This window comes from Rothia koreensis (assembly GCF_052232265.1).
GTDB classification, from domain to species: domain Bacteria; phylum Actinomycetota; class Actinomycetes; order Actinomycetales; family Micrococcaceae; genus Rothia; species Rothia koreensis.
This window is the reverse complement of record NZ_CP197643.1, coordinates 797103-817129: the sequence shown is the minus strand read 5'-3', so window position 1 is coordinate 817129 and position 20027 is coordinate 797103. Positions and strand designations below refer to the sequence as shown.

At 65.6% G+C, this 20027-nt stretch carries 15 protein-coding genes and 1 riboswitch; of the genes, 3 read left to right on the top strand and 12 right to left on the bottom strand.

Features of this window, described 5'->3' with window-relative positions; translation table 11 throughout:
- Positions 1-149: 149 nt before the first annotated feature.
- The 3 genes from ilvD to ACTSLZ_RS03495 all read right to left on the bottom strand — a co-directional run bounded on the left by ilvD (position 150) and on the right by ACTSLZ_RS03495 (position 4797).
- Positions 150-1991, bottom strand: coding sequence for a dihydroxy-acid dehydratase (gene ilvD / locus ACTSLZ_RS03505; protein ID WP_443095734.1), 1842 nt, complete (start codon positions 1989-1991; stop codon positions 150-152).
- 163 nt (positions 1992-2154) lie between these two features.
- Entirely contained in the window at positions 2155-3174 is a 1020-nt protein-coding gene (locus ACTSLZ_RS03500; protein ID WP_443095733.1) for a nucleoside hydrolase, read from the bottom strand.
- A 30-nt stretch (positions 3175-3204) separates the two neighbouring features.
- A complete protein-coding gene (locus ACTSLZ_RS03495) occupies positions 3205-4797 on the bottom strand; it encodes an amino acid permease (protein WP_443095732.1) in 1593 nt (530 codons plus the stop codon).
- A gap of 202 nt (positions 4798-4999) precedes the next feature.
- Between ACTSLZ_RS03495 and ACTSLZ_RS03490 the strand changes: the two genes are divergently transcribed.
- The 3 genes from ACTSLZ_RS03490 (at position 5000) to ACTSLZ_RS03480 (ending at position 8525) form a co-directional block, all read left to right on the top strand.
- Entirely contained in the window at positions 5000-6310 is a 1311-nt protein-coding gene (locus ACTSLZ_RS03490) for an ISL3 family transposase (protein WP_179628043.1), read from the top strand.
- Positions 6311-6524: 214 nt separating this feature from the next.
- Positions 6525-6615, top strand: a riboswitch (SAM riboswitch).
- 6 nt (positions 6616-6621) lie between these two features.
- A complete protein-coding gene (locus ACTSLZ_RS03485) occupies positions 6622-7815 on the top strand; it encodes a cobalamin-independent methionine synthase II family protein (protein ID WP_129316280.1) in 1194 nt (397 codons plus the stop codon).
- Between the two features lie 227 nt (positions 7816-8042).
- Positions 8043-8525: a PTS sugar transporter subunit IIA gene (locus ACTSLZ_RS03480; protein WP_443095731.1), complete on the top strand. Its 483-nt coding sequence runs from the start codon at positions 8043-8045 to the stop codon at positions 8523-8525.
- Positions 8526-9252: 727 nt separating this feature from the next.
- Here the strand turns inward: ACTSLZ_RS03480 and purU are convergent.
- From purU to fbaA, 9 genes are all read right to left on the bottom strand, one after another.
- Positions 9253-10125, bottom strand: coding sequence for a formyltetrahydrofolate deformylase (gene purU, locus ACTSLZ_RS03475; protein ID WP_129316282.1), 873 nt, complete (start codon positions 10123-10125; stop codon positions 9253-9255).
- Positions 10126-10227: 102 nt separating this feature from the next.
- A complete protein-coding gene (locus ACTSLZ_RS03470; protein WP_443095730.1) occupies positions 10228-11415 on the bottom strand; it encodes an acetyl-CoA C-acetyltransferase in 1188 nt (395 codons plus the stop codon).
- Positions 11416-11502: 87 nt separating this feature from the next.
- Positions 11503-12483, bottom strand: coding sequence for a magnesium and cobalt transport protein CorA (locus ACTSLZ_RS03465; RefSeq protein ID WP_443095729.1), 981 nt, complete (start codon positions 12481-12483; stop codon positions 11503-11505).
- Positions 12484-12528: 45 nt separating this feature from the next.
- Entirely contained in the window at positions 12529-13821 is a 1293-nt protein-coding gene (locus tag ACTSLZ_RS03460; protein ID WP_129316285.1) for an adenylosuccinate synthase, read from the bottom strand.
- 208 nt (positions 13822-14029) lie between these two features.
- Complete coding sequence (locus tag ACTSLZ_RS03455) at positions 14030-14500, bottom strand: DUF4870 domain-containing protein (RefSeq protein WP_129316286.1); 471 nt, start codon at positions 14498-14500, stop codon at positions 14030-14032.
- A gap of 209 nt (positions 14501-14709) precedes the next feature.
- Positions 14710-15801, bottom strand: coding sequence for an alanine dehydrogenase (gene ald, locus ACTSLZ_RS03450; protein ID WP_436594773.1), 1092 nt, complete (start codon positions 15799-15801; stop codon positions 14710-14712).
- A 116-nt stretch (positions 15802-15917) separates the two neighbouring features.
- On the bottom strand, positions 15918-16337 hold the full coding sequence (locus tag ACTSLZ_RS03445) for a DUF3151 domain-containing protein (protein ID WP_443095728.1): 420 nt from the start codon (positions 16335-16337) through the stop codon (positions 15918-15920).
- Positions 16338-17290: 953 nt separating this feature from the next.
- Positions 17291-18685: an MFS transporter gene (locus ACTSLZ_RS03440; protein WP_129316565.1), complete on the bottom strand. Its 1395-nt coding sequence runs from the start codon at positions 18683-18685 to the stop codon at positions 17291-17293.
- A gap of 173 nt (positions 18686-18858) precedes the next feature.
- Positions 18859-19884: a class II fructose-bisphosphate aldolase gene (fbaA, locus tag ACTSLZ_RS03435; protein WP_443095727.1), complete on the bottom strand. Its 1026-nt coding sequence runs from the start codon at positions 19882-19884 to the stop codon at positions 18859-18861.
- Positions 19885-20027 lie beyond the last annotated feature (143 nt).

Genomic DNA, 20027 nt, shown 5'->3' with positions numbered 1-20027 from the left:
ACACGTGTAACCCAAAACACAACATATGTTGTCTTGGAAGAAACCCCATCATAAGTCCACCGACCCACCCGCGCGAGGTGGCAATCATGTGCGGTTTTGAGCCCGATATCCGCACAAAACTGCCGCCTCGGCGCGCGAGAGGGGACGGTTTATTCCGGAACGATGCGGACGGCGCCCTTGTCGGCGCTCGTCACCATCGAGGCGTAGGCACGCAACGCGGTGGACACCTGACGCTCGCGCGGCTTGGTCGGCTTCCAGGGCAACGGACCGCGTGCCTCCCGCCGGCGGGCCAGCTCCTCGTCGGACACGTGGACCTGGAGGAGCCGGTTGGCGACGTCGATCTCGATTTCGTCTCCGTGCTCGATCAGCCCCACGGCGCCGCCCGACGCGGCCTCCGGCGAGATGTGACCGATCGAGATGCCCGAAGTGCCTCCCGAGAAGCGTCCGTCCGTGATGAGGGCGCACTCCTTCCCGAGGCCCAGACCCTTGAGGTACGACGTCGGGTACAGCATTTCCTGCATGCCCGGACCGCCCTTGGGACCCTCGTACTGGATCACGACGATGTCGCCCGGCTCCACGTGCTTGGACAGGATCTCGAACACGGCTTCGTCCTGCGACTCGACCACGAACGCCTTGCCACGGAAGTGGAACAGGCTCTCGTCGATGCCGGCGGTCTTGATGACGGCGCCGTCCTCCGCGATATTGCCGAAGAGGATGGCCAGGCCACCGTCCTTGGTGTACGCGTGTTCGACCGAGTGGATGCACCCGAACTCGGGGTCGGTGTCGTGCTCCTCGAACTTGTTGGCCGTCGAGAAGGCCTGGGTCGTGCGGACGCCGCCTGGCGCCGCCAGGAACAGCTCCCGGGCCCGTTCGGTGGCCGTGTCGCGGCGGATGTCCCACTCGTTGAGCCAGTCGTCCACGGACTCCGCGTGCACGGTGCGCACACCCTCGTGGCGGAACAGGCCGACACGGTCCAGTTCGCCCAGGATCGCCGGGATTCCCCCGGCCTTGTGCACGTGCTCGATGTGGAACTGCGTCGAATTCGGCGCGACCTTGGCCAGACACGGGACGTGACGAGACAGCTCGTCGATGTCCTTGAGCGTGAAGTCAACCTCGGCCTCCTGGGCGGCCGCGAGAATGTGCAGCACGGTGTTGGTGGAACCGCCCATGGCGATGTCCAGGGCCATCGCGTTGGTGAAGGCGTTCTTCGAGGCGACGTTGCGCGGGAGAACGGATTCGTCGTCCTCCTGGTAGTACTTCTTAGCCAGATCGACGACGGTCCGTCCCGCGTTCAGGAACAGGTCCTTGCGGGCGATCTGCGTGGCCAACGTGGTTCCGTTGCCGGGCAGTGACAGGCCCAGGGCCTCGGTCAGGCAGTTCATCGAGTTCGCGGTGAACATCCCGGAACAGGAACCGCACGTCGGGCAGGCGTTCTCCTCGATCATGCCGAGCTGGTCATCCGTCACGGACTCGTCCACGGCGTAGGCCATCGCGTCCACCAGGTCGATCCGGTGTTCGATGACGCCCTCGACCGCGTTGCCCGACTCCATCGGGCCGCCCGACACGAAGACCACGGGAATGTTCAGGCGCATCGCGGCCATGAGCATCCCCGGCGTGATCTTGTCGCAGTTCGAGATGCACACCAGGGCGTCGGCGCGGTGGGCATTGACCATGTACTCGACCGAGTCGGCAATGATGTCTCGGGACGGGAGGGAATAGAGCATTCCGTCGTGCCCCATGGCGATCCCGTCGTCCACGGCAATCGTATTGAATTCCTTGGCGACGCCGCCGGCCTCCTCGACCGCGCTGGCAACGAGCGCCCCCATGTTCTTGAGGTGAACGTGCCCGGGCACGAACTGGGTGAAGGAGTTGGCGATCGCGACGATCGGTTTCCCGAAGTCTTCCTTCTTCATTCCCGTCGCACGCCAGAGCGCGCGGGCTCCGGCCATGTTGCGCCCGTGCGTGGATGTTCTGGAACGCAGTTCAGGCATGTGTCCTCCTTCGGCCTCTGATGCTCATTCCAGACTACTCCCGCACTTTCGGCTGCCACCTGCCGAGACGTCATGTCTTGAATGATGGAACGCCGGCCCGCCCTCGGCGAGCCGGCGTTCTCCGCGCCGGAAGCGAACCATCGTCCCGCGCGTTCGGGACCGACTATCCGGCGTCCTCGGCCTCCAGGCGGCGCACCAGATCGACGACGGAGGCCCGAAGCCGTGAGATCCCCTGTTCCGGATCGTTCTCCGTCACCAACCGGGCCGACGGCCTGCGCCCCCAGAGGTTCCGGGGATCGGCGATCGTGGTTCCGTGCGCGGGCCCCTCATCCGCAACGACCTCCACGGTTGTGGTCACGGCGTCGTACTCGGCATCCCCGGTGGCTGCCGCAGAGGCAAAGAAGTCGTGGATATGGGCCATGTATCCGTAACCGTGCTGCTCATGGAACTCGAAATAGAAACGAAGCGCGTCATCGAGCACCGTCAGCAGACGCGCACCCCGCCCGTCGGGGTCGAGGGGACGATCCGCCGCGGCGTCGATCGCCCACGCCGCCGCGTCATCGGGCTGGAGCTCGTAGCGTTCGGTCGTCTCGAGCCCGCAGACGAGCGGCAACTTTTCCTCGGGCAGCCCCTCATACGCCTCATAGGCCGCGAAAACCTCCCGCGCAGCCAGAGGGTCCGTGTGGATGTTCCATTCGGCCAGAGGCGTCGTGTTGCCGGGATGGAAGAAAGCGCCGCCCATGATCGTGACCGAGTGCAGCAGCTCCGGGAGCCTCGGCTCGATGCGCAGGGCCAGAGCAAAGTTCGTGAGCGGTGCCGTGCAGATCGCGTCGAGTTGGTCCGGATTCTCGCGGGCCAGCTCGACCCACACCTCCGGCGCGAAACCTTCCGCGATCCCCACGCCGGAATCGACTCGGGCGTACCCGATGCCCTGCGGACCGTGGGTCTCCGGGGTCGTGACCAGTTCCTTGCCGAGCGGACGGGATGCCCCGAGGCATACCGGGACGTCGTCGCGCCCGCACAGGCTCAGCAGTCCCAGGTTGTTCCTGGCGACGTCGTCGGCGGGAACATTTCCGGGAGTGCACGAGACGGCCTCGAAGACGACCTCTGGCTGGGCAGCCAAGTACACGAGCGCGAGCGCATCGTCGATGCCGGTGTCATTGTCCAGAAGAATGCGGGGCATGACCCCAGCATAGGGGCCGACCCTTCCGGATCACCCCTTGTCGGAGCCGTCTTCAGGATCCTGGCTCTCGTCCTCGGCATGGATGATCGTCGTGCTTCCGTGACCGCGGCGCCCCTCGTGATGGGTGCGCTGGGCCGCGGGTCGGTCCGCAACCACGGGGTAGAGACCCGTGACGCCCTCACGCTCGGCCGGCAGTTCCCTGACCCGGCGTCGGACCACGAACCAGCCGATGATCAGGGCCGGAATGATGATGACCATGGTCGACAACGTGTACGTGCCCACCGGGTAGTCGAAGCCGATCAGCACGATCACACCCGCCAGGAAGACCAGAGTGATCCAGTTCGTCACCGGAGCCCAGGGCGCCCTGTACTTGGGCCGCCGGTACTTTCCCTGCTTGGTCAAGGAAACGAACTTCATGTGGGCCATGATGATCGCGACCCAGCCGACGATGATGCCGAGGGAGGCGATGTTGAGCACGATCTCGAAGGCGGACTCGGGCACGAAGTAGTTCAGCACGACGCCGAGGAGGGCCACCCCTGCGGTCAGCAGGATCCCGCCGTATGGAACGCCGGACTTGGTGAGCCGCTGGGCGAACCGCGGCGCGGAACCCGCCATGGACATCGAGTGAAGTATGCGTCCCGTGGAATACAGCCCGGCGTTCAGGGACGAGAGGGCCGCGGTGATGACCACGAGTTCCATGATCGGCCCGGCCGCTCCGACGTTGATCGAGGAGAAGAACGTGACGAACGGGGACTCGTCCTCGCTGAAGGCCGTGTAGGGCAGCAGAAGGGTGAGCAGGAAGATCGCGCCGACGTAGAAGATCGCGATGCGCAGGATGACCGTGTTGATCGCCTTGGGAATCACCTTGGCGGCGTCGCGGGTCTCGCCGGAGGTGGTGCCGACCAATTCGATCGAGGCATAGGCGAAGACCACGCCCTGCATGATGATCAGTGCCGGCATCAGACCGTTCGGGAACAGGCCACCATTTTCGGTAATCAGGCCGATGCCTCGAGGGGATCCCGTGGGTGTGCCGAAGATGACGAAAGCGATCGCGAGCACCAGGAAGACCACCAGGGCGGCGACCTTGATGAGGGCGAACCAGAATTCCATCTCCCCGAAGACCTTCACGGAGATGAGGTTCAGGGCCACAACCAGAACAATGACCAACAGCGCCACGAGCCACTGAGGTATGGCATCGACGAAGGCGCTGTACTGACCGAACCAGTGCACGTAGATCGCGATGGCCGTGGAGTCCACGATGGCCGTTGTCGCCCAGTTGAGCCAGTACATCCACCCCGAGACGTACGCAGCTTTCTCGCCGTAGAACTCGCGGGTGTAGGAGACGAACGACCCGGAGGACGGACGGTGAACCACCAGTTCGCCCAGCTGTCGGAGGATCAGATAGGCGATGATCCCGCACAGCGCATAGTCGAGAAACAAGGAGGGGCCGGCGGAAGCCAGGCGGCCACCTGCTCCCAGGAACAACCCGGTACCGATCGCCCCACCGATGGCGATCATCTGGAGCTGGCGCGGGCCGAGACCCTGCTTCATCCCGGTCTGTTCCTGCTCATACGCCATTTCTTCGGGATATTTTGCGGTGTGCCGCTGACTCGTGTCGGTCATGGATTCCTCTGCATGTCTCGACGCCGCCGGCCGACTGTTCGCCTGTGCGATGGGCAAGCCAGAGGAAAATGCGGCGTCTGTAGTTTTTACGGCTCTTCGCAGTTGAGGGGGTAGGTGGCTGAGCGCGTCGGTCGCCGGATGAGGGTCGAGGCCTTCCGATGATGGAAGTTCTCACACTGACCATCTGCCGGAAGACCTCGACGTGCACCACGCTACCTTCGCGACCCCTGATCTGACCGTGTTCTGCCATCTCGACGAGCTCGGCCTCGTGGCCACCGGTCAGCTTTTTGAGCCGGATCGCGCGGTGATCGAGTGCCGCGTCGCCGAGCCGGATCCGTGGTGCCGGGGATGCGGTAGCCAGGCGCTCTCGCGCGGGACGGACACGCGGCGTCTCGCCCACGAGCCGTTCGGTCATCGCCCGACGACGCTGCTGGTCCGGGTCCGCCGCTACAAGTGCTCGGGATGCGGACGGTCCTGGCGTGAGGACCTCACGGCAGCGGCGCCCGAGCGAGCCAAGCTGTCCCGTAGCGGGATGCGGTGGGCGTTGGAAGCGCTCGTGATCGACCACCTCACCGTCGCCCGCGTCGCCGCCGGACTCGGTGTCGGTTGGCACACGGCGAACAACGCGGTCCTCGCTGAAGGGCGTCGAGTGCTGATCGACGATCCCGCCCGGTTCGACGGCGTCGCCGTGATCGGCGTCGACGAGCACGTCTGGCGCCACACGAGAGTCGGCGACAAGTACGTCACCGTCATCATCGACCTCACCCCGAACCGCGACAAGACCGGCCCCGCCCGTCTGCTGGACATGATCGAGGGTCGCTCGAAAGCCGTGTTCAAGACCTGGCTCGCCGCACGCCCGCAGGACTGGCGCGATGGTGTCGAGGTCGTCGCGATGGACGGGTTCACCGGCTTCAAGACCGCCGTCAGCGAGGAGCTCCCGGACGCGCAGGCGGTGATGGACCCGTTCCACGTCGTCCGCCTCGCCGGCGACGCCCTCGACACCTGCCGTCGTCGCGTCCAGCAGTGCCTGCACGGCCGGCGGGGCCGCAAAAACGATCCGCTCTACAAGGCCCGCCGCATCCTCCACACCGGCGCGCAGCTGCTCACTGACCGGCAGCAGACCCGTCTCGAGGCACTGTTCGCGGTCTCCGAGCACGTCGAGGTCGAGGCGACCTGGGGCATCTACCAGCGCGTGATCGCTGCCTACCGCGAACCCGATCGGAAGACGGCGAAGAAGCTGATGACAGCCGTCATCGATTCCGTCTCCAGCGGCGTCCCCGCCGCGCTCGTGGAGGTCCGCAAGCTCGGCCGCACGCTCAAGCAGCGCGCCGCCGACATCCTCGCGTTCTTCGACCGGCCCGGCACGTCCAACGGGCCAACAGAGGCGATCAACGGGCGCCTGGAACACCTCCGCGGCTCCGCCCTCGGATTCCGGAACCTCACGAACTACATAGCCCGATCGCTGCTCGACACCGGCGGCTTCAGGAACCACCTACACCCTCAAATGCGATGAGCCGTTTTTACGAGAATCGTCGTCGGACCACCCCGGTGTGGCCCTGGCTACTTCTATTGGTGATGTGCGTCCAAAAGACGCCATCGACACGATAACCCCCAATGGTCACAATCGTGTAACAGGATCTGGTCGAGAAATACCGTGTCACACGCCGCGACGGGCCGGAGCCCGCTGGATTCCGGAGGAAGAACCGAGAAAACTGGGCCGGGCACACAGACCATCCCGAGCGGCCGAGAGACTTGGCTCGACGACGCCGCAGCAACCCGCGCTCCCGAAGCAGGTGCTACCGCCAAGACCGATGGAGGAACAACATGCTGAACAGCGCCGACCGTATCCGCACGACCCACGTGGGCTCGCTCCCCCGCACCGACGAACTGATTCGGGCCAACGCCCGGCGCGCCCGCGGTGAGATCTCCGAGCCGGATTTCCAGGCAGTCCTGACCGAGTCGGTCGGCGACGTCGTGGAAAAGCAGGTCGAGTGGGGCATCGACGTCGTCAACGACGGCGAGTACGGTCACGCGATGGCGAGCGACGTCGACTACGGCGCGTGGTGGCACTATTCCTTCGCCAGGACCGGTGGCCTCGAAACCGTGGACAACACGTCCTTCCAGGAGATCCTCAAGACGCCGGGCAACGGTCGGTACAACAGCTTCGCGGTGCGCCGGGACTGGAACCGCTTCGCCGATTTCTACGAATCCATCAACCTGGGCAACGACCCGGACGGTGAATTCCCGATCGCGACGGGACCGCTGACTTACCAAGGGCAGGACGCTGTCGCAGCGGACATCAACAACCTGCGCACCGCCGTGGAGAAGAATGAGGCGTCGGAGGCGTTCATCGCGTCCCTGTCGCCAGGGTCGGCGTCGCGCATCGGCAATCACCACTACGCGACCGACGAAGAGTTCATCTATGCCTGGGCAGATGTGCTCCACGAGGAATACAAGGCCATCACCGACGCCGGATTCATCGTGCAATTGGACGACCCCTCCATCGCGGAAGCCTGGGACCAGCTGACGCCCGAGCCCACGATCGAGGAGTACCTGCGGTTCAATCAGCTCGCGATCGAGGCCGCGAACTATGCCTTGCGCGGCATTCCCGAGGAGCAGGTCCGCTTCCACCTCTGCTGGGGATCGTGGCACGGCCCCCACACCACGGACATCGAGATCAAACACCTCATCGACTCGCTCTTCACGATCAACGCCGGAGCGTACGTCTTCGAGGCGGCGAACGTCCGCCACGCGCACGAGTGGAAGGACTGGGAGGGAGTGAGCCTCCCCGACGGCAAGCTGGTGATCCCCGGCGTCGTCTCCCACTCGACCAACGTGGTCGAGCATCCCGAGCTCGTGGCCCAGCGGATCGAGCAATACGCCTCCGTCCTGGGCAAGGAGAACGTGATCGCCGGGACCGACTGTGGTCTGGGCGGTCGGCTCCATCCCCAGGTCGCCGAGGCCAAGCTCAAGTCCCTGACCGAGGGCGCGAGGATCGCCACCGAGCGCCTGTACTGACTCTGCGGGTGCCGGTGCCGGGTCGGGGTGCGGGTGCGGGTGCGAGTGCGAGCCGCGGGTGGGCCGCGGTCGGGGTGCGAGGCGCGGGTGCGAGCCGCGGGTAGGCCGCGGGCGCACCTCGCGCTCGGGAATTGGCAAAAGGTGCATGCCCTCACGACCGGATGCGTCTAGGGTGGATTTCAAACTGTCGTCCCTGACGATTTCCGAATCCCCCAAGGAGTCATCTCATGGCCGCTGAACAGACAAACGAATCGAACCTTCTCGCCCCGCTCGCCGGGGAAGTCATCCGCATTGACCACGTCCCCGACCCGGTCTTCGCCCAGAAGATGATGGGCGAGGGTTTCGGAATCCAGGAACCCTCATCGGGCGAGATCGTCGCACCCGTATCGGGCGAGGTCACGGTGACCACCAGCAGCAAACACGCCCTCGGCATCAGGACCGATGACGGCCTGGAGGTCCTGCTTCACCTGGGCATCGACACCGTCGAACTCAAGGGCGAGCCTTTCGACCTTGAATCCGCCAAACACGACCGCGTCGCCGCGGGCCAGCACCTTGGGTCGATGGACATCGACGCCGTCCGCGACGCCGGCAAGGACCCCACGACGATCGTGGTCGTCACCAACTCTGCCGACCGTCTGGACTCCTTGGCAGTCCAGGGCGGCCGGTGCCACGCCGGCGACGTCGCCGCCGCCGCGACGCTGCGAGGCTGAGGCGGTAGCCAGGTTGCGTCGACGGCGGGACTGAATCGGCGCGTTGGTGGAGTCGGCCGGCGTCGAGGTGGCAATTTCGTGCACGACCACCGCGCTAGGTGGCAGCCACGTGCACTTTTCACCCCAAAATCTGCACGCGGTTGCCACCTCGCGCCGGGACAGGGGGCGAAACTGCACCGGATTGCCACCTCGAACGGATGCGCGACGCCGTCGCGTCCCCGGGTGCCCGCTGGGCGGCGCTGTTGGGAGGCGCTTACCCGATAGAGCGGCGTTTACCCGCACTATCGCGGCCCTGTGCGCCCGCCGCGCGGCTCTGTCGGGAGGTGCTTACCCGATAGAGCGGGGTTTACCGACCGCATCGCTGTCTCCGGCACCCTCCCCGCAGCCCTGTCAGGTGGCGCTTACCCGATAGAGCGGGGTTTACCCGCAATATCGCGGTCTTGTGCGTCCTCCGCGCGGCTCTGTTGGGAGGTGCTTACCCGATAGATTGGCGTTTTCCGTCGCTGGGTGGGGGTTCAACCGCCTCCCAATGGCGGTTGTCGCCACCGAATCGGGTAACGGCCACGCAGCGCACATCGTCCCGGGCCCGTCAGCCGCCGGCCACGCAGCGCACATCGTCGCGGGCCCTTCAGCCACCAGCCACGCAACGCACATCGTGGCGAGCCCTTCAGCCGCCGGCCACCCACAGGAACCACGCGGTGCTACGACACTCACGCCCACGACGCCGTCAGAAGACGATCGCGTGGTTCCCGTGCCAGAAGACCCTGTCCTCCGCGTGAGCCTGGACCGCGCGTGACAGGGTCGCCCTCTCGACGTAAGCTCCGTGTTTTTGCAAGTCGGCCGGGGAAAAGGTGTGGTCCACCCGGGTGACGTCCTGCTCGATGATCGGGCCCGCATCAAGTTCGGGGGTGACGTAGTGCGCGGTCGCTCCGATGAGTTTCACGCCGCGCTCCCACGCCATCCGGTACGGCCCGGCCCCCACGAAGGCCGGAAGGAACGAGTGGTGGATATTGATGATCGGCACGTCGATCCGACGCAAAAAGTTTTCGGAAAGTATCTGCATGTAGCGAGCCAGGACCATGAAATCGGCCTTTCCCCTGACCAGCTCCATGATCCGCGCCTCTGCCTCCGACTTGTCCGCGCCCTGCGAGGGAACGTGGTGGAACGGGATACCGAAGTACTCCACTTCTTCGCGCAGATCCGGGTGGTTGGAGATGACCATCGGTATTTCCACGGGCAACTCGCCCCGTTGCTGGCGCCACAGCAGGTCGAGCAGGCAGTGGTCGGACTTCGGAGCAAGGACGATCATGCGTTTCGGCGTCGAACGGTCGATCAACCGCCAGTCGAGCCCCACGGAAAGCAAAGTGTCCTGCAGGTCCGCCTCGATGTCGGGGATCGACGCGGTGAAGTTCTCCTTGTGGAAGACGGTGCGCTGGTAGAAGATCGGCTCATCGTCGATGCTCGTGAACTGGTCGCTCTGCAGAATATTGCCCCCGTTCCGAGCGATCGCGCCGGCGACGGCGCTCACGATCCCGGGGCGGTCAGGGCCCTTGACGACGAGGCATCCCTGGTCGGCAAAGCGTTCGATGCGAGGGGTCATGGATTCTCCGTCATTCTTCGGGTCGGGAACGTTCAAGGGCGGCGGACGCGCAAGCGCCCGGGTCGGCACGCCGTGCTGACCCGGGCACCTGGATTCAGGTTTTCAGCGGAACAGCAACAGGGCCTCGCCCTGGCCGCCACCGCCGCACAGGGACACGGCCGCCTTGCCGCTGCCCCTGCGGTTGAGTTCGTAGGCCCCGTGCAAGGCCAAGCGCGCCCCGGACGCGCCGATCGGATGGCCCAGAGCGATGGCCCCTCCGTGGATGTTGATTCTTTCCTGGTCGATACCGAGGTCACGGCCCGACTGGAGCGATACCGCCGCAAAGGCCTCGTTGATTTCCCACAGGTCGAGGGCCTCGGGCGTCCACCCCTCCTTGTCCAGGGCCGCCTTCGTCGCCTGCGACGGTTGGGAATGCAACGCGGTGTCCGGGCCTGCCGTCTGGCCGGCCGCGCCGACCTCCGCGAGCCATTCGAGCCCGTGGTCCTCCGCATACTGTTTGGAGGCAAGCACCAGGGCCGCCGCGCCGTCCGACAAGGGTGAGGAGTTCCCTGCCGTAATCGTCCCGTCCTGCGCGAAGGCGGGCCGCAATCCCCCGAGCGTCTCGGCGGTCGAGTCCGCGCGAATCCCCTGGTCCGTGTCCACGACCACGGGGTCGCCTTTTCGCTGGGGGATGCTCAACGGCGCGATTTCCTCGGCCAGCACGCCGGACGACGTCGCCGCCCCGGCCCGCTGGTGCGAAGCCGCCGCTATCTGGTCCTGTTCCTCACGGCCGATGCCCCGGGCGACGTTGTCCTCTTCCGTCATCGCGCCCATGGACCGCCCGTCCTGGGCGTCGGTGAGCCCGTCCCGAGCGACCGCGTCGACCAGGCGGAGATCACCGTAAGAGGTGCCGGCGCGGAGCCCCGGGGCAATATGCGGAGCCGTGGACATGGACTCCTGCCCTCCGGCGACGACCACGTCGGCTTCGCCCAGCCGGATGAGGCGGGCCGCCTCGGTGACCGCCGCGAGTCCGGAGAGGCAGACCTTGTTGAGGGTCATCGCCGGCACATTGCGGGAGATTCCCGCGCCGAGGGCGGAGGACTTGGCCGGGTTCTGTCCGCACCCCGCCTGGACGACGTGCCCCATGAAAACCTGCTCGACGGCCTCGGCGGCCACTCCCGACCGTTCGAGGGCCGCGGCGATCGCGTGAGAGCCCAGATCGACGGCAGTCAGAGATGCCAACTGTCCCATGATCTTGCCCTGAGGAGTGCGGGCACCGCCCACGATGACGACGTCGTTGAGCTCGGGCATCGAAGATCTCCTTCGGTCGGAGGGGTGCGGTTCTCCCCCACATGGTACGCCAGCGAAGAGTTCGGGACCCCACCGGGTCATCCCCCGTTACATCCAGTTCTTCTTCTTGAAGAGGGCGTAGAGAATCCCGCTGATGACCACCATGAGACCCAGGGCGAACGGATACCCGAGGGCCCATCCCAGTTCGGGCATCTCCTCGAAGTTCATCCCGTAGATGCCCGCAATGATCGTGGGGACCACGAGGATGGCGGCCCAGCTCGAGAGCCTCTTCATCGCGTCGTTCTGGCGCTGACCCACCAGGGTCGAATCGACCGTGAGCGCGTTCTGCAGGGCCGAACGGAGGCTGTCCAGGTGCTCGATGGCTCGCAGCACGTGGTCCTTCACGTCGCGGAAATGCGGGTGCAGCTGTTGCGGGGTCCCGTACTTGTCCGCCCCGCGCATCAGCAGGTCGAGAAGGTAACTCAGCGGCCTGGTGGCCCTCTGGAATTTGACCACCTCGTTGAACAGCTCGTAGATGCGTTGAGAGGTGTTGCCCCCGGCGAAGAGGTTCTCCTCGATCTCGTCCAGGTCCTCTTCCAGGTCCATGAGGACGGGCTCGTACCCATCGACGACGCCGTCGAGCAGGAAGTACAACAGGGTCTGCGGGTTGTGCGGTTCGAGGGCAGTTCGTTTGAAGGCGCGACGCAACTGCCTCATGACCAGCTCGGAGGCCCCGCCCTTCGGAACCGTGACCACGAAGTAGTTAGGGCCGATGAACGCGTGGACCTCTGCGATGACCAGTTTCTCCGATCCGTCCTTGTAGGAGATCGGGTGTGCCGCGAGGAACAAGGCCTGGCCGTAGCGCTCCAGCTTGGGGCGCTGGTGACCGTGAGAAGCATCCTCGACCGCAAGAGGATGGAGGTCGAAGGCCTCGGTCAGGCCCTGCAGCTCTTCCTCGGAGGCGTCCTCCACCACGAGACACGCGGTCGATTCCGGCGACGCACGGAGTGCCTCCACGGTCGACTCGGCCGAGTCCTGGTCATGAACGCGTTCCTCGCGATCAATCAACGCATGAAGCACGTACGCCATGATGAGCCAGCCTGTTCCTCGGTATGATCCGCCGGGGCCCGACGCCTAGTGGTCATCGATGAGGTCCCGGACCACGATGGTGTTCTCGCGTCCCGGCCCCACCCCGATGGCGGAAATCCGGCACCCCGAGAGCTCCTCGAGCTTCTCGACGTATTTGCGTGCGTTGTCCGGAAGGTCGTCCAGGGATTGCGCCTGGGAGATGTCTTCCGTCCAGCCGTCGAAGTACTCGTAAATCGGCTTCGCGTGGTGGAACTCGGTCTGGGTCATGGGGATTTCGTCGTGGCGCACGCCGTCGACGTCGTAGGCCACGCACACCGGAATGCGGTCCAGACCCGTCAGAACGTCCATCTTGGTCAGGAACAGATCGGTGAAACCGTTGATGCGCACGGCCTGGCGGGCCAGGACGGCGTCGTACCAGCCGCAGCGACGCGGACGTCCGGTGTTGACCCCGAACTCCCCACCGGTGTTCTGCAGGAACTCTCCCCACTCGTCGAAGAGCTCGGTGGGGAACGGGCCCGCACCGACTCGCGTGGTGTACGCCTTCTGGATTCCGATCACGCGCGAGATCCGGGTGGGTCCCACGCCGGATCCGACGGACGCACCGCCCGCCGTGGGATTGGAGGAGGTCACGAACGGGTAGGTGCCGTGGTCGACGTCGAGGAAGGTCGCCTGGCCGCCCTCCATGAGCAGGGTCTTGCCCTCGTCCAGAGCGTTGTTGAGCAACAGCGTGGAGTCCACGATCATCGGCCGGAGGCGCTCGGCGAAGGACACGAAGTAATCGACGATCTCTTCCACCTCAACGTGGTGGCGATTGTAGACCTTGACCAGCAGCTCGTTCTTCTGGCGCAAGGAACCCTCGACCTTCTGGCGAAGAATCGATTCGTCCATGATGTCCTGGACACGAATACCCAGGCGACCGATCTTGTCCATGTACGCCGGGCCGATGCCGCGGCCCGTGGTGCCGATGGCCCGCTTCCCCAGGAAGCGCTCGGTGACCTTGTCCATGGTCTGGTGGAACGGCGCGACCAGGTGGGCATTGGCGGAGATGCGCAGCTTCGAGGTGTCCGCGCCGCGAGCTTCGAGCCCGTCGATCTCCTCGAAGAGCGCTTCGGGATTCACGACGACGCCGTTGCCGATGACCGGGGTCGCCTCCGGGCTGAGAATACCCGCAGGCAGAAGCTTGAGCTCGAACTTCTCCCCGCCGACGACGACGGTGTGGCCAGCGTTGTTGCCGCCATTCGGCTTGACCACGTAGTCGACGCGGCCGCCGAGGAGATCGGTCGCTTTGCCCTTGCCCTCGTCGCCCCATTGGGCGCCGACGATTACGATTGCTGGCATGTGGAACATCCATTCCTGTTGACAGGTCACCTACCGGGTTTCACGGCGGCGAGAGGCCCGCGCGACCTGCCGGCCTCGCAAAGCCAGAGTCCAGGATACCCGTTGCGCGCGACGTCGGCTCGAGGTGTGGAAAAGAGCCTGCGTATGTTTTCGAAGGGCCGCCCCACCCCGGGAACCACCCGGCCCCACGGATCCGGGAACCTGCGGTTCAGCTCAGGACCGAGATCTTCATCGGGTAGGGGTAGACCTCTCCCCTGTTCGCCTTGACGGCCCCGATGATGTGGCAGACGATCGCGATGATATTGACGACCGCCCACACGGGCAGCGCGATGACGATGCCGACGCCGAAAGTCACGATCACCAGGATCCAGGCCGCGATGTTGACAATCCACACCAGGAGATTGAAGTTGAAGGCCTGCGCCGAGGAGTACCGGACGAACGCGTACCCGGGCTTGTCCTTGTATATCAGCCAGAAAATCAACGGACCCAGGATGCTCAACCAGCCCGCGGTGAACAGAAGGATCACCAGCGTCGAGAGGTGCGCCAGCACGGCCATCGTGCGGGCATCGGACGGGATGCGGTTGCCGTAGGCGTCGAAGTCCCGGCCGGAGCCCGGGGAGGACTGTGAGTGCCCCTCCGGGCCCGGTGCGGGAGGAGGCTGAGGTGTATGGCTGTTCATGGCGAACCCTCTCTCTTGGGTGACGAGCGGATACGTCTACCGTAGACGTTTGCCGCAGCTCGCGGGACCCCGCACGGCGCGCTGCACGGTACCGAGTTCCCCGCGGGAGCCGTGTTTGACGTCGTAGTATCCGGCTTGGCCCAGCATCACGATGTCCCCGAGCCCCGGCCAGGGCGCAGAATGCCCCCTGGCCTCGGGTCCGGCAGGGCCTAGACGCGCGCCGGCAGGTCCGGGAAGGCGTCGGCCACGCCTCGGAAGGTGATCTCCCCTCGCTCGGTATTCAGGCCGGCCGCGAGGATCCGATCCTCCCGGAGGGCCTCGTCGATGCCCTGTCCGAGCCGGAGGACGAACGGCAGGGTCGCGTTCGTCAGCGACGCCGTACCCGTCCGGGGAACCGCTCCCGGCATGTTGGCGACGCAGTAGTGTCGAATCCCGTCCACCTCGAAGACCGGGTCCTCGTACGTGGTCGGGTGAGAGGTCTCGAAGCAGCCACCCTGGTCGATGGCGACGTCGATGAGCAGCGAGCCAGGCGCGAGAAGGTCGAGGTGCTCCCGGCGCACCAGTTTGGGCGCGGCGGCCCCCGGGACCAGGACGGATCCGATCACGACGTCGGCCCCTTCGAGCTCCCGTTCGATGTTGCGCGGATTGCTGGCCAGGACCCTGGCGGAGTTGCCGAAGTAGTCGGTCAGTTCCCGCACGCGCGGCAGGTACGCGTCCAGGATCGTCACCTCGGCCCTCAGCCCCACGGCAAGAAGCGCCGCCTGTGTCCCGACCGTCCCGCCACCCAGAACCACGACTCGGGCCGGGGCAACCCCCGGGGTTCCGCCCAACAGAATGCCTGGTCCGCCCTCGGTGTGAAGGCTGTACTGTGCCGCGGCCTGCGCCGCGAGACGGCCGGCGATTTCCGACATCGGCGTGAGCAACGGCAGCGCCCGACCGTCCCGGACGGTTTCGTAGGCGATGGACCGCGTTCGGTTCTCGAGCAGCGCCTGGGTCAGGTCCCGGTCCGCAGCGAGATGAAGGTAGGTGAAGAGCGTCAGGTCCTCTCGGAGGAAACCGTATTCCGGTTCGATGGGCTCCTTGACCTTGACCAGGAGCTCGGCCGTGTCCCATACCTCGGCCTGGGTCCCCAGTCGAGCACCCGCGGCCACGTATTCCGCGTTGTCGAAGCCCGAGCCGACGCCCGCGCCGTCCTGCACGAAGACCTCGTGTCCGGCTTCGACGACGGCGTGCACGCCGTCGGGGGTCATCCCGACACGGCGTTCACTGGGCTTGATCTCGGTAGGCACGCCAATACGCATATTCAGTCGTTCCTTTCGGTCGATCCGGCCGGCGACGTCGTTGTCACCGCCCACCGCCAATTATGGCCCGTCCGCGAGGAACATTCACCCGTTCTCGCCCGCCGTTCCGGGGCGTTTCAGGACGAGAGCTGACCGGCGGCCTCGGGATCCGAGTCGTTCAGGAACGATGAGATGCGCTGGGCTTCGTCGGTCTCGCCGATGGCCGACGCCGCCCTCCCCAACAGGTACAGCGACCGGAGGAATCCACGGTTCGGCTCGTGGGAGAACGGGATCGGCCCGTGCCCCTTCCAGCCGTGGCCACGCAGAGCGTCCAGCCCGCGGTGGTATCCGACGCGAGCGTAGGCATATCCCTCGACCACATACCCGGAGTCCAACGCATCCTGGGCCAGCAATGCCCAGGCCCGGGAGGACTTCGGGAAGGCACGAGCGAGATCCTCGCCTTCGTCACCGGCCTCGATGCGGGCCAGCAGCTCGGGCTCCTCGTCCAAGTACGTGGGCTCAGGACCGTCGAGAAGGTTCTTTCCGGCAAGGGGCATGATGGATCCTTTCGTCAGAAGGTGGTCTGATGCCCACTGTACCGGCGTCGGACAGGCTGCGTTGGGGGGGCGGGGCGTGGGCCGGGGCGTGGGCCGGGCCGGGTCAGGGCGAGGGGCCGGTTCGGGCCGAAGGCCGGGCCAGGGCGAGGGGCCGGGCCAGGCCGAGAGCCGGGCCGGGTCAGGGCGAGGTGGCAGTTTTGAGCGCCGCGCCCCGCGAGGTGGCAATCTCGTGCGCCTTGACCCGCGAAGTGGCAGTTTTGAGCAATTTTCGGCCTCAGAATTGCTCAAAACTGCCACCTCGCGCTGAGTTTCGCTCAGAATCGCCACCTCGCGGGCTCAGGGCCGCAGTGCCGACGACGTCGACGGCGTCGTGCGTCGGAAAGGCCCTATCGAGTGGCTGTTGGACGAACGGGTGGCGGTTACCGCCCTACGATGTGGCGGCGAAGGGGCCTCCAAAGTGGCGGTTACCGGAATGGGTGGCGATCTCCCCTACCAGGTGGGGTTTTAGCCGCCTCCTAACAAGGTTTTTCACCACCGGATCAGGTAACCGCCACCTAAGAGGTGGGCCACCACGTGCCGATGGGCATCCTCACGGACGGAAACCCCCCACCTGATGCGGTAACCACCACCCAAGAGGCAGGCCACCACGTGCCGATAAGCGCCCTCACGGACGGAAACCCCCCACCTGATGCGGTAACCACCGCCCAAGAGGCAGGCCACCACGTGCCGATAAGCTCCCCCACGGCCGGAAATCGCCGCCGAATCCGGTAACCGCCACCTGAGAGCCTGGGCACAGCACGCCGAGAGGCACCCCCGCGCCCCGCGGCCCCCACCGAATCGGGCAACCGCCACCCCATGGGAACAAGCCGGCTCGGCCCCAGACCCGCTCCGCAACCTCACCTCGGTCCGACGGCCCGCCAACATGCCGACACACCAGAACCCACTGAACCCGTTCAGGCCTGTCGGTCCGCGCTCCGGCCGGTCGTGCGGTCGCCGAACACGCCCACGTCCAGAATCAGCAGCGCCATGGCCAGGGCCACCACGGAGAACACCAGGACCGGGCCGGCGCCCGACAGCAGGGGCAAGAGGATGAACGGTAGGAAGGCGCTGGTCAGCTTGGACAGCGAATAGGCGAACCCGGAGGCCGTTCCGCGGACCCGGGTCGGGAAGTTCTCGGCCATGAACACGTGGTAGGAGTTCGAGAACATATTGCTCGCCATCGTGAACAGCATGCCGGCGACGACCACCCACACCGGGTTCTCGCCGAGCCCGAAGGCCAGGCCGAAGACCCCCATCAGCCCTGCGGTGAACATCACCAGGTACTTCCGTTCGAATTTCTCGATGAACGGAACCACCAGGAGGGAACCGATCGGGTACCCGAAGTAGGTGAGGGCGGTGTACCCGATGGACTCGACCACGTCGAAACCCTTGGCGCTGAGCACCAGAACCGCGACCGTCCCGAATCCGTAGTACCCGAAGACCTGAAGAATGTTCATGACGGACAACATCAGGGTGCGCTTGCGGAAAGGCGTCCGGAAGATTTCGCCGAACGGGACCTTGGCCTCCTGGGCCGGCCTGATGGCCGGGTCCGGCTCGGGCAGGGACTTGCCAGCCTGCTCGGCCTCCCTCTCGAAGGTCTCGACGACGCTCCGTGCTTCCTCGATCCGCCCCTGGGTCTCCAGCCACCGCGGGGACTCGGGCACGTGCCGACGGATGAACCATACGAGGAAGCCGCCGACCGAACCGATCACGAACAACCAGCGCCACCCGGCGACACCCAGCGGCGCCAACGGAACCAACCAGTGCGCGAGCAGTCCGACGAACGGGATTCCGAGGAAGCTGACCGTGTAGGCCCACGCGATGTACCGACCGCGCACCGCCTTGGGGAGCAGGTCGGAGAGGTAGGAGTCGGCCAGAGCGTACTCGCCGCCGATGCCCACGCCCGCGATGAATCGACAGACGATGAGCCACGCGGCGTCGGGGGCGAAGGCCGCGATCAGGGAGAACACCGAATAGAGGAGCAGATTGACCACGAAGGCCGCGCGACGTCCCACCCGGTCGGCCAAGCGACCCATCAGGATCGCACCCAGGAATTGGCCGAGGAAGGCCGAGGCCAGGACCAGGGACAGCGTGGTCCCGGTCAGGTCGAATTCATTCTGCAGAACTTTGGAAATAGTGGCCGCGAGGAAGTTTTCGAACTGGTCGAAGAACACCCCAAGACCGACGATGACCGTGATCAATCGGTGGGAGCGCAGGACCGGAAGTCGGTCCATGCGCGCGGACACCGAAGGTTCCGCCGAAGTGATCAGCTGGTCATTCGTGCTCTCGCTGGGGTCGACGTGGTGCATTCCATCACACTATTCATCAGCGTCGTTGGGTGTAACGGATCCTGCGCGCCGTCTTGAACTGTGGAACGCACGACGCCGTCGCCCCGCGCAACGACTCCGGCGTGCACCCTCCGACCCGTGGGCCGATGGATGCACGCCGGAAAAAAGCGGTGCGCGACGTGTGCCGCGAGCGCCTACTTGATCTGGGTTCCCGCCGAGCCGAGGTGCTCGCAGGCCTGAACGACGCGGTCGGCCATGCCGTCCTCCGCCTTGGCGCCCCAGGTGCGGGGATCGTAGAGCTTCTTGTTTCCGACCTCACCGTCGATCTTCAGAACGCCTTCGTAGTTGGACAGCATGTGTCCGGCCACGGGACGGGTGAAGGCGTACTGGGTGTCGGTGTCCACGTTCATCTTGATGACGCCGTAGGAGACGGCGTCGGCGATCTCCTGCTCGGTCGATCCCGAGCCACCGTGGAAGACCAGGTCGAACGGGCGGTCCTTGCCCAGCTTCTCCCCGACTTCCTGCTGGATCTGCTGGAGCAACTCGGGACGCAGTTTCACGTTGCCGGGCTTGTAGACCCCGTGAACGTTGCCGAAGGTCAGCGCGGTGATGTAACGACCCTTTTCGCCGTTCTCGCCGAGCGCATCAATGGTCTTGAGAGCGTCTTCGGTGCTGGTATAGAGCGTGTCGTTGATTTCGCCGACGACGCCGTCTTCCTCGCCGCCGACCGCGCCGATCTCCACCTCGAGGACGATGTGGGCCTTTCCGGTGCGTTCGATGAGGTCCGCACCGATGCGGAGGTTCTCCTCGAGCTCGATGGCCGAACCGTCCCACATGTGGGAGTTGAAAATCGGGTCCTCACCGCGGGCCACGGCGTCCTCGGACTCCTTGAGCAGGGGAAGAACGAAGCCGTCCAGCTTGTCCTTGGGGCAGTGGTCCGTGTGGAGGGCGATGTTGACGTCGTACTGCTTGGCAACCTGGCGGGCGAAGGCTGCGAATGCGAGCGAACCGACGACCATGTCTTTCTTGCTCGACCCCGACCAGTAGGCGGCACCACCGGTGGAGACCTGGATGATGCCGTCCGAGCCCGCTTCGGCGAAACCGCGGATCGCGGCGTTGAGGGTCTGGGAGGAGGTCACGTTGATCGCGGGGTAGGCAAAGCCCTTGCTCTTGGCCTTATCGAGCATCTCTGCATAAGCGTCCGGGGTTGCGATGGGCATGCTGACTCCTTTGTGACGGAAGGTCGGGCCGGCGACGAACCGACCCCTGATGATCGGAGCGACCCGGCCGCCCGGGACCTCCGCAGATCTGGGTTCAGTCTAACAAGGGGCCCAGCCCTCCGAGGCAAGAATGTGTACAGGTT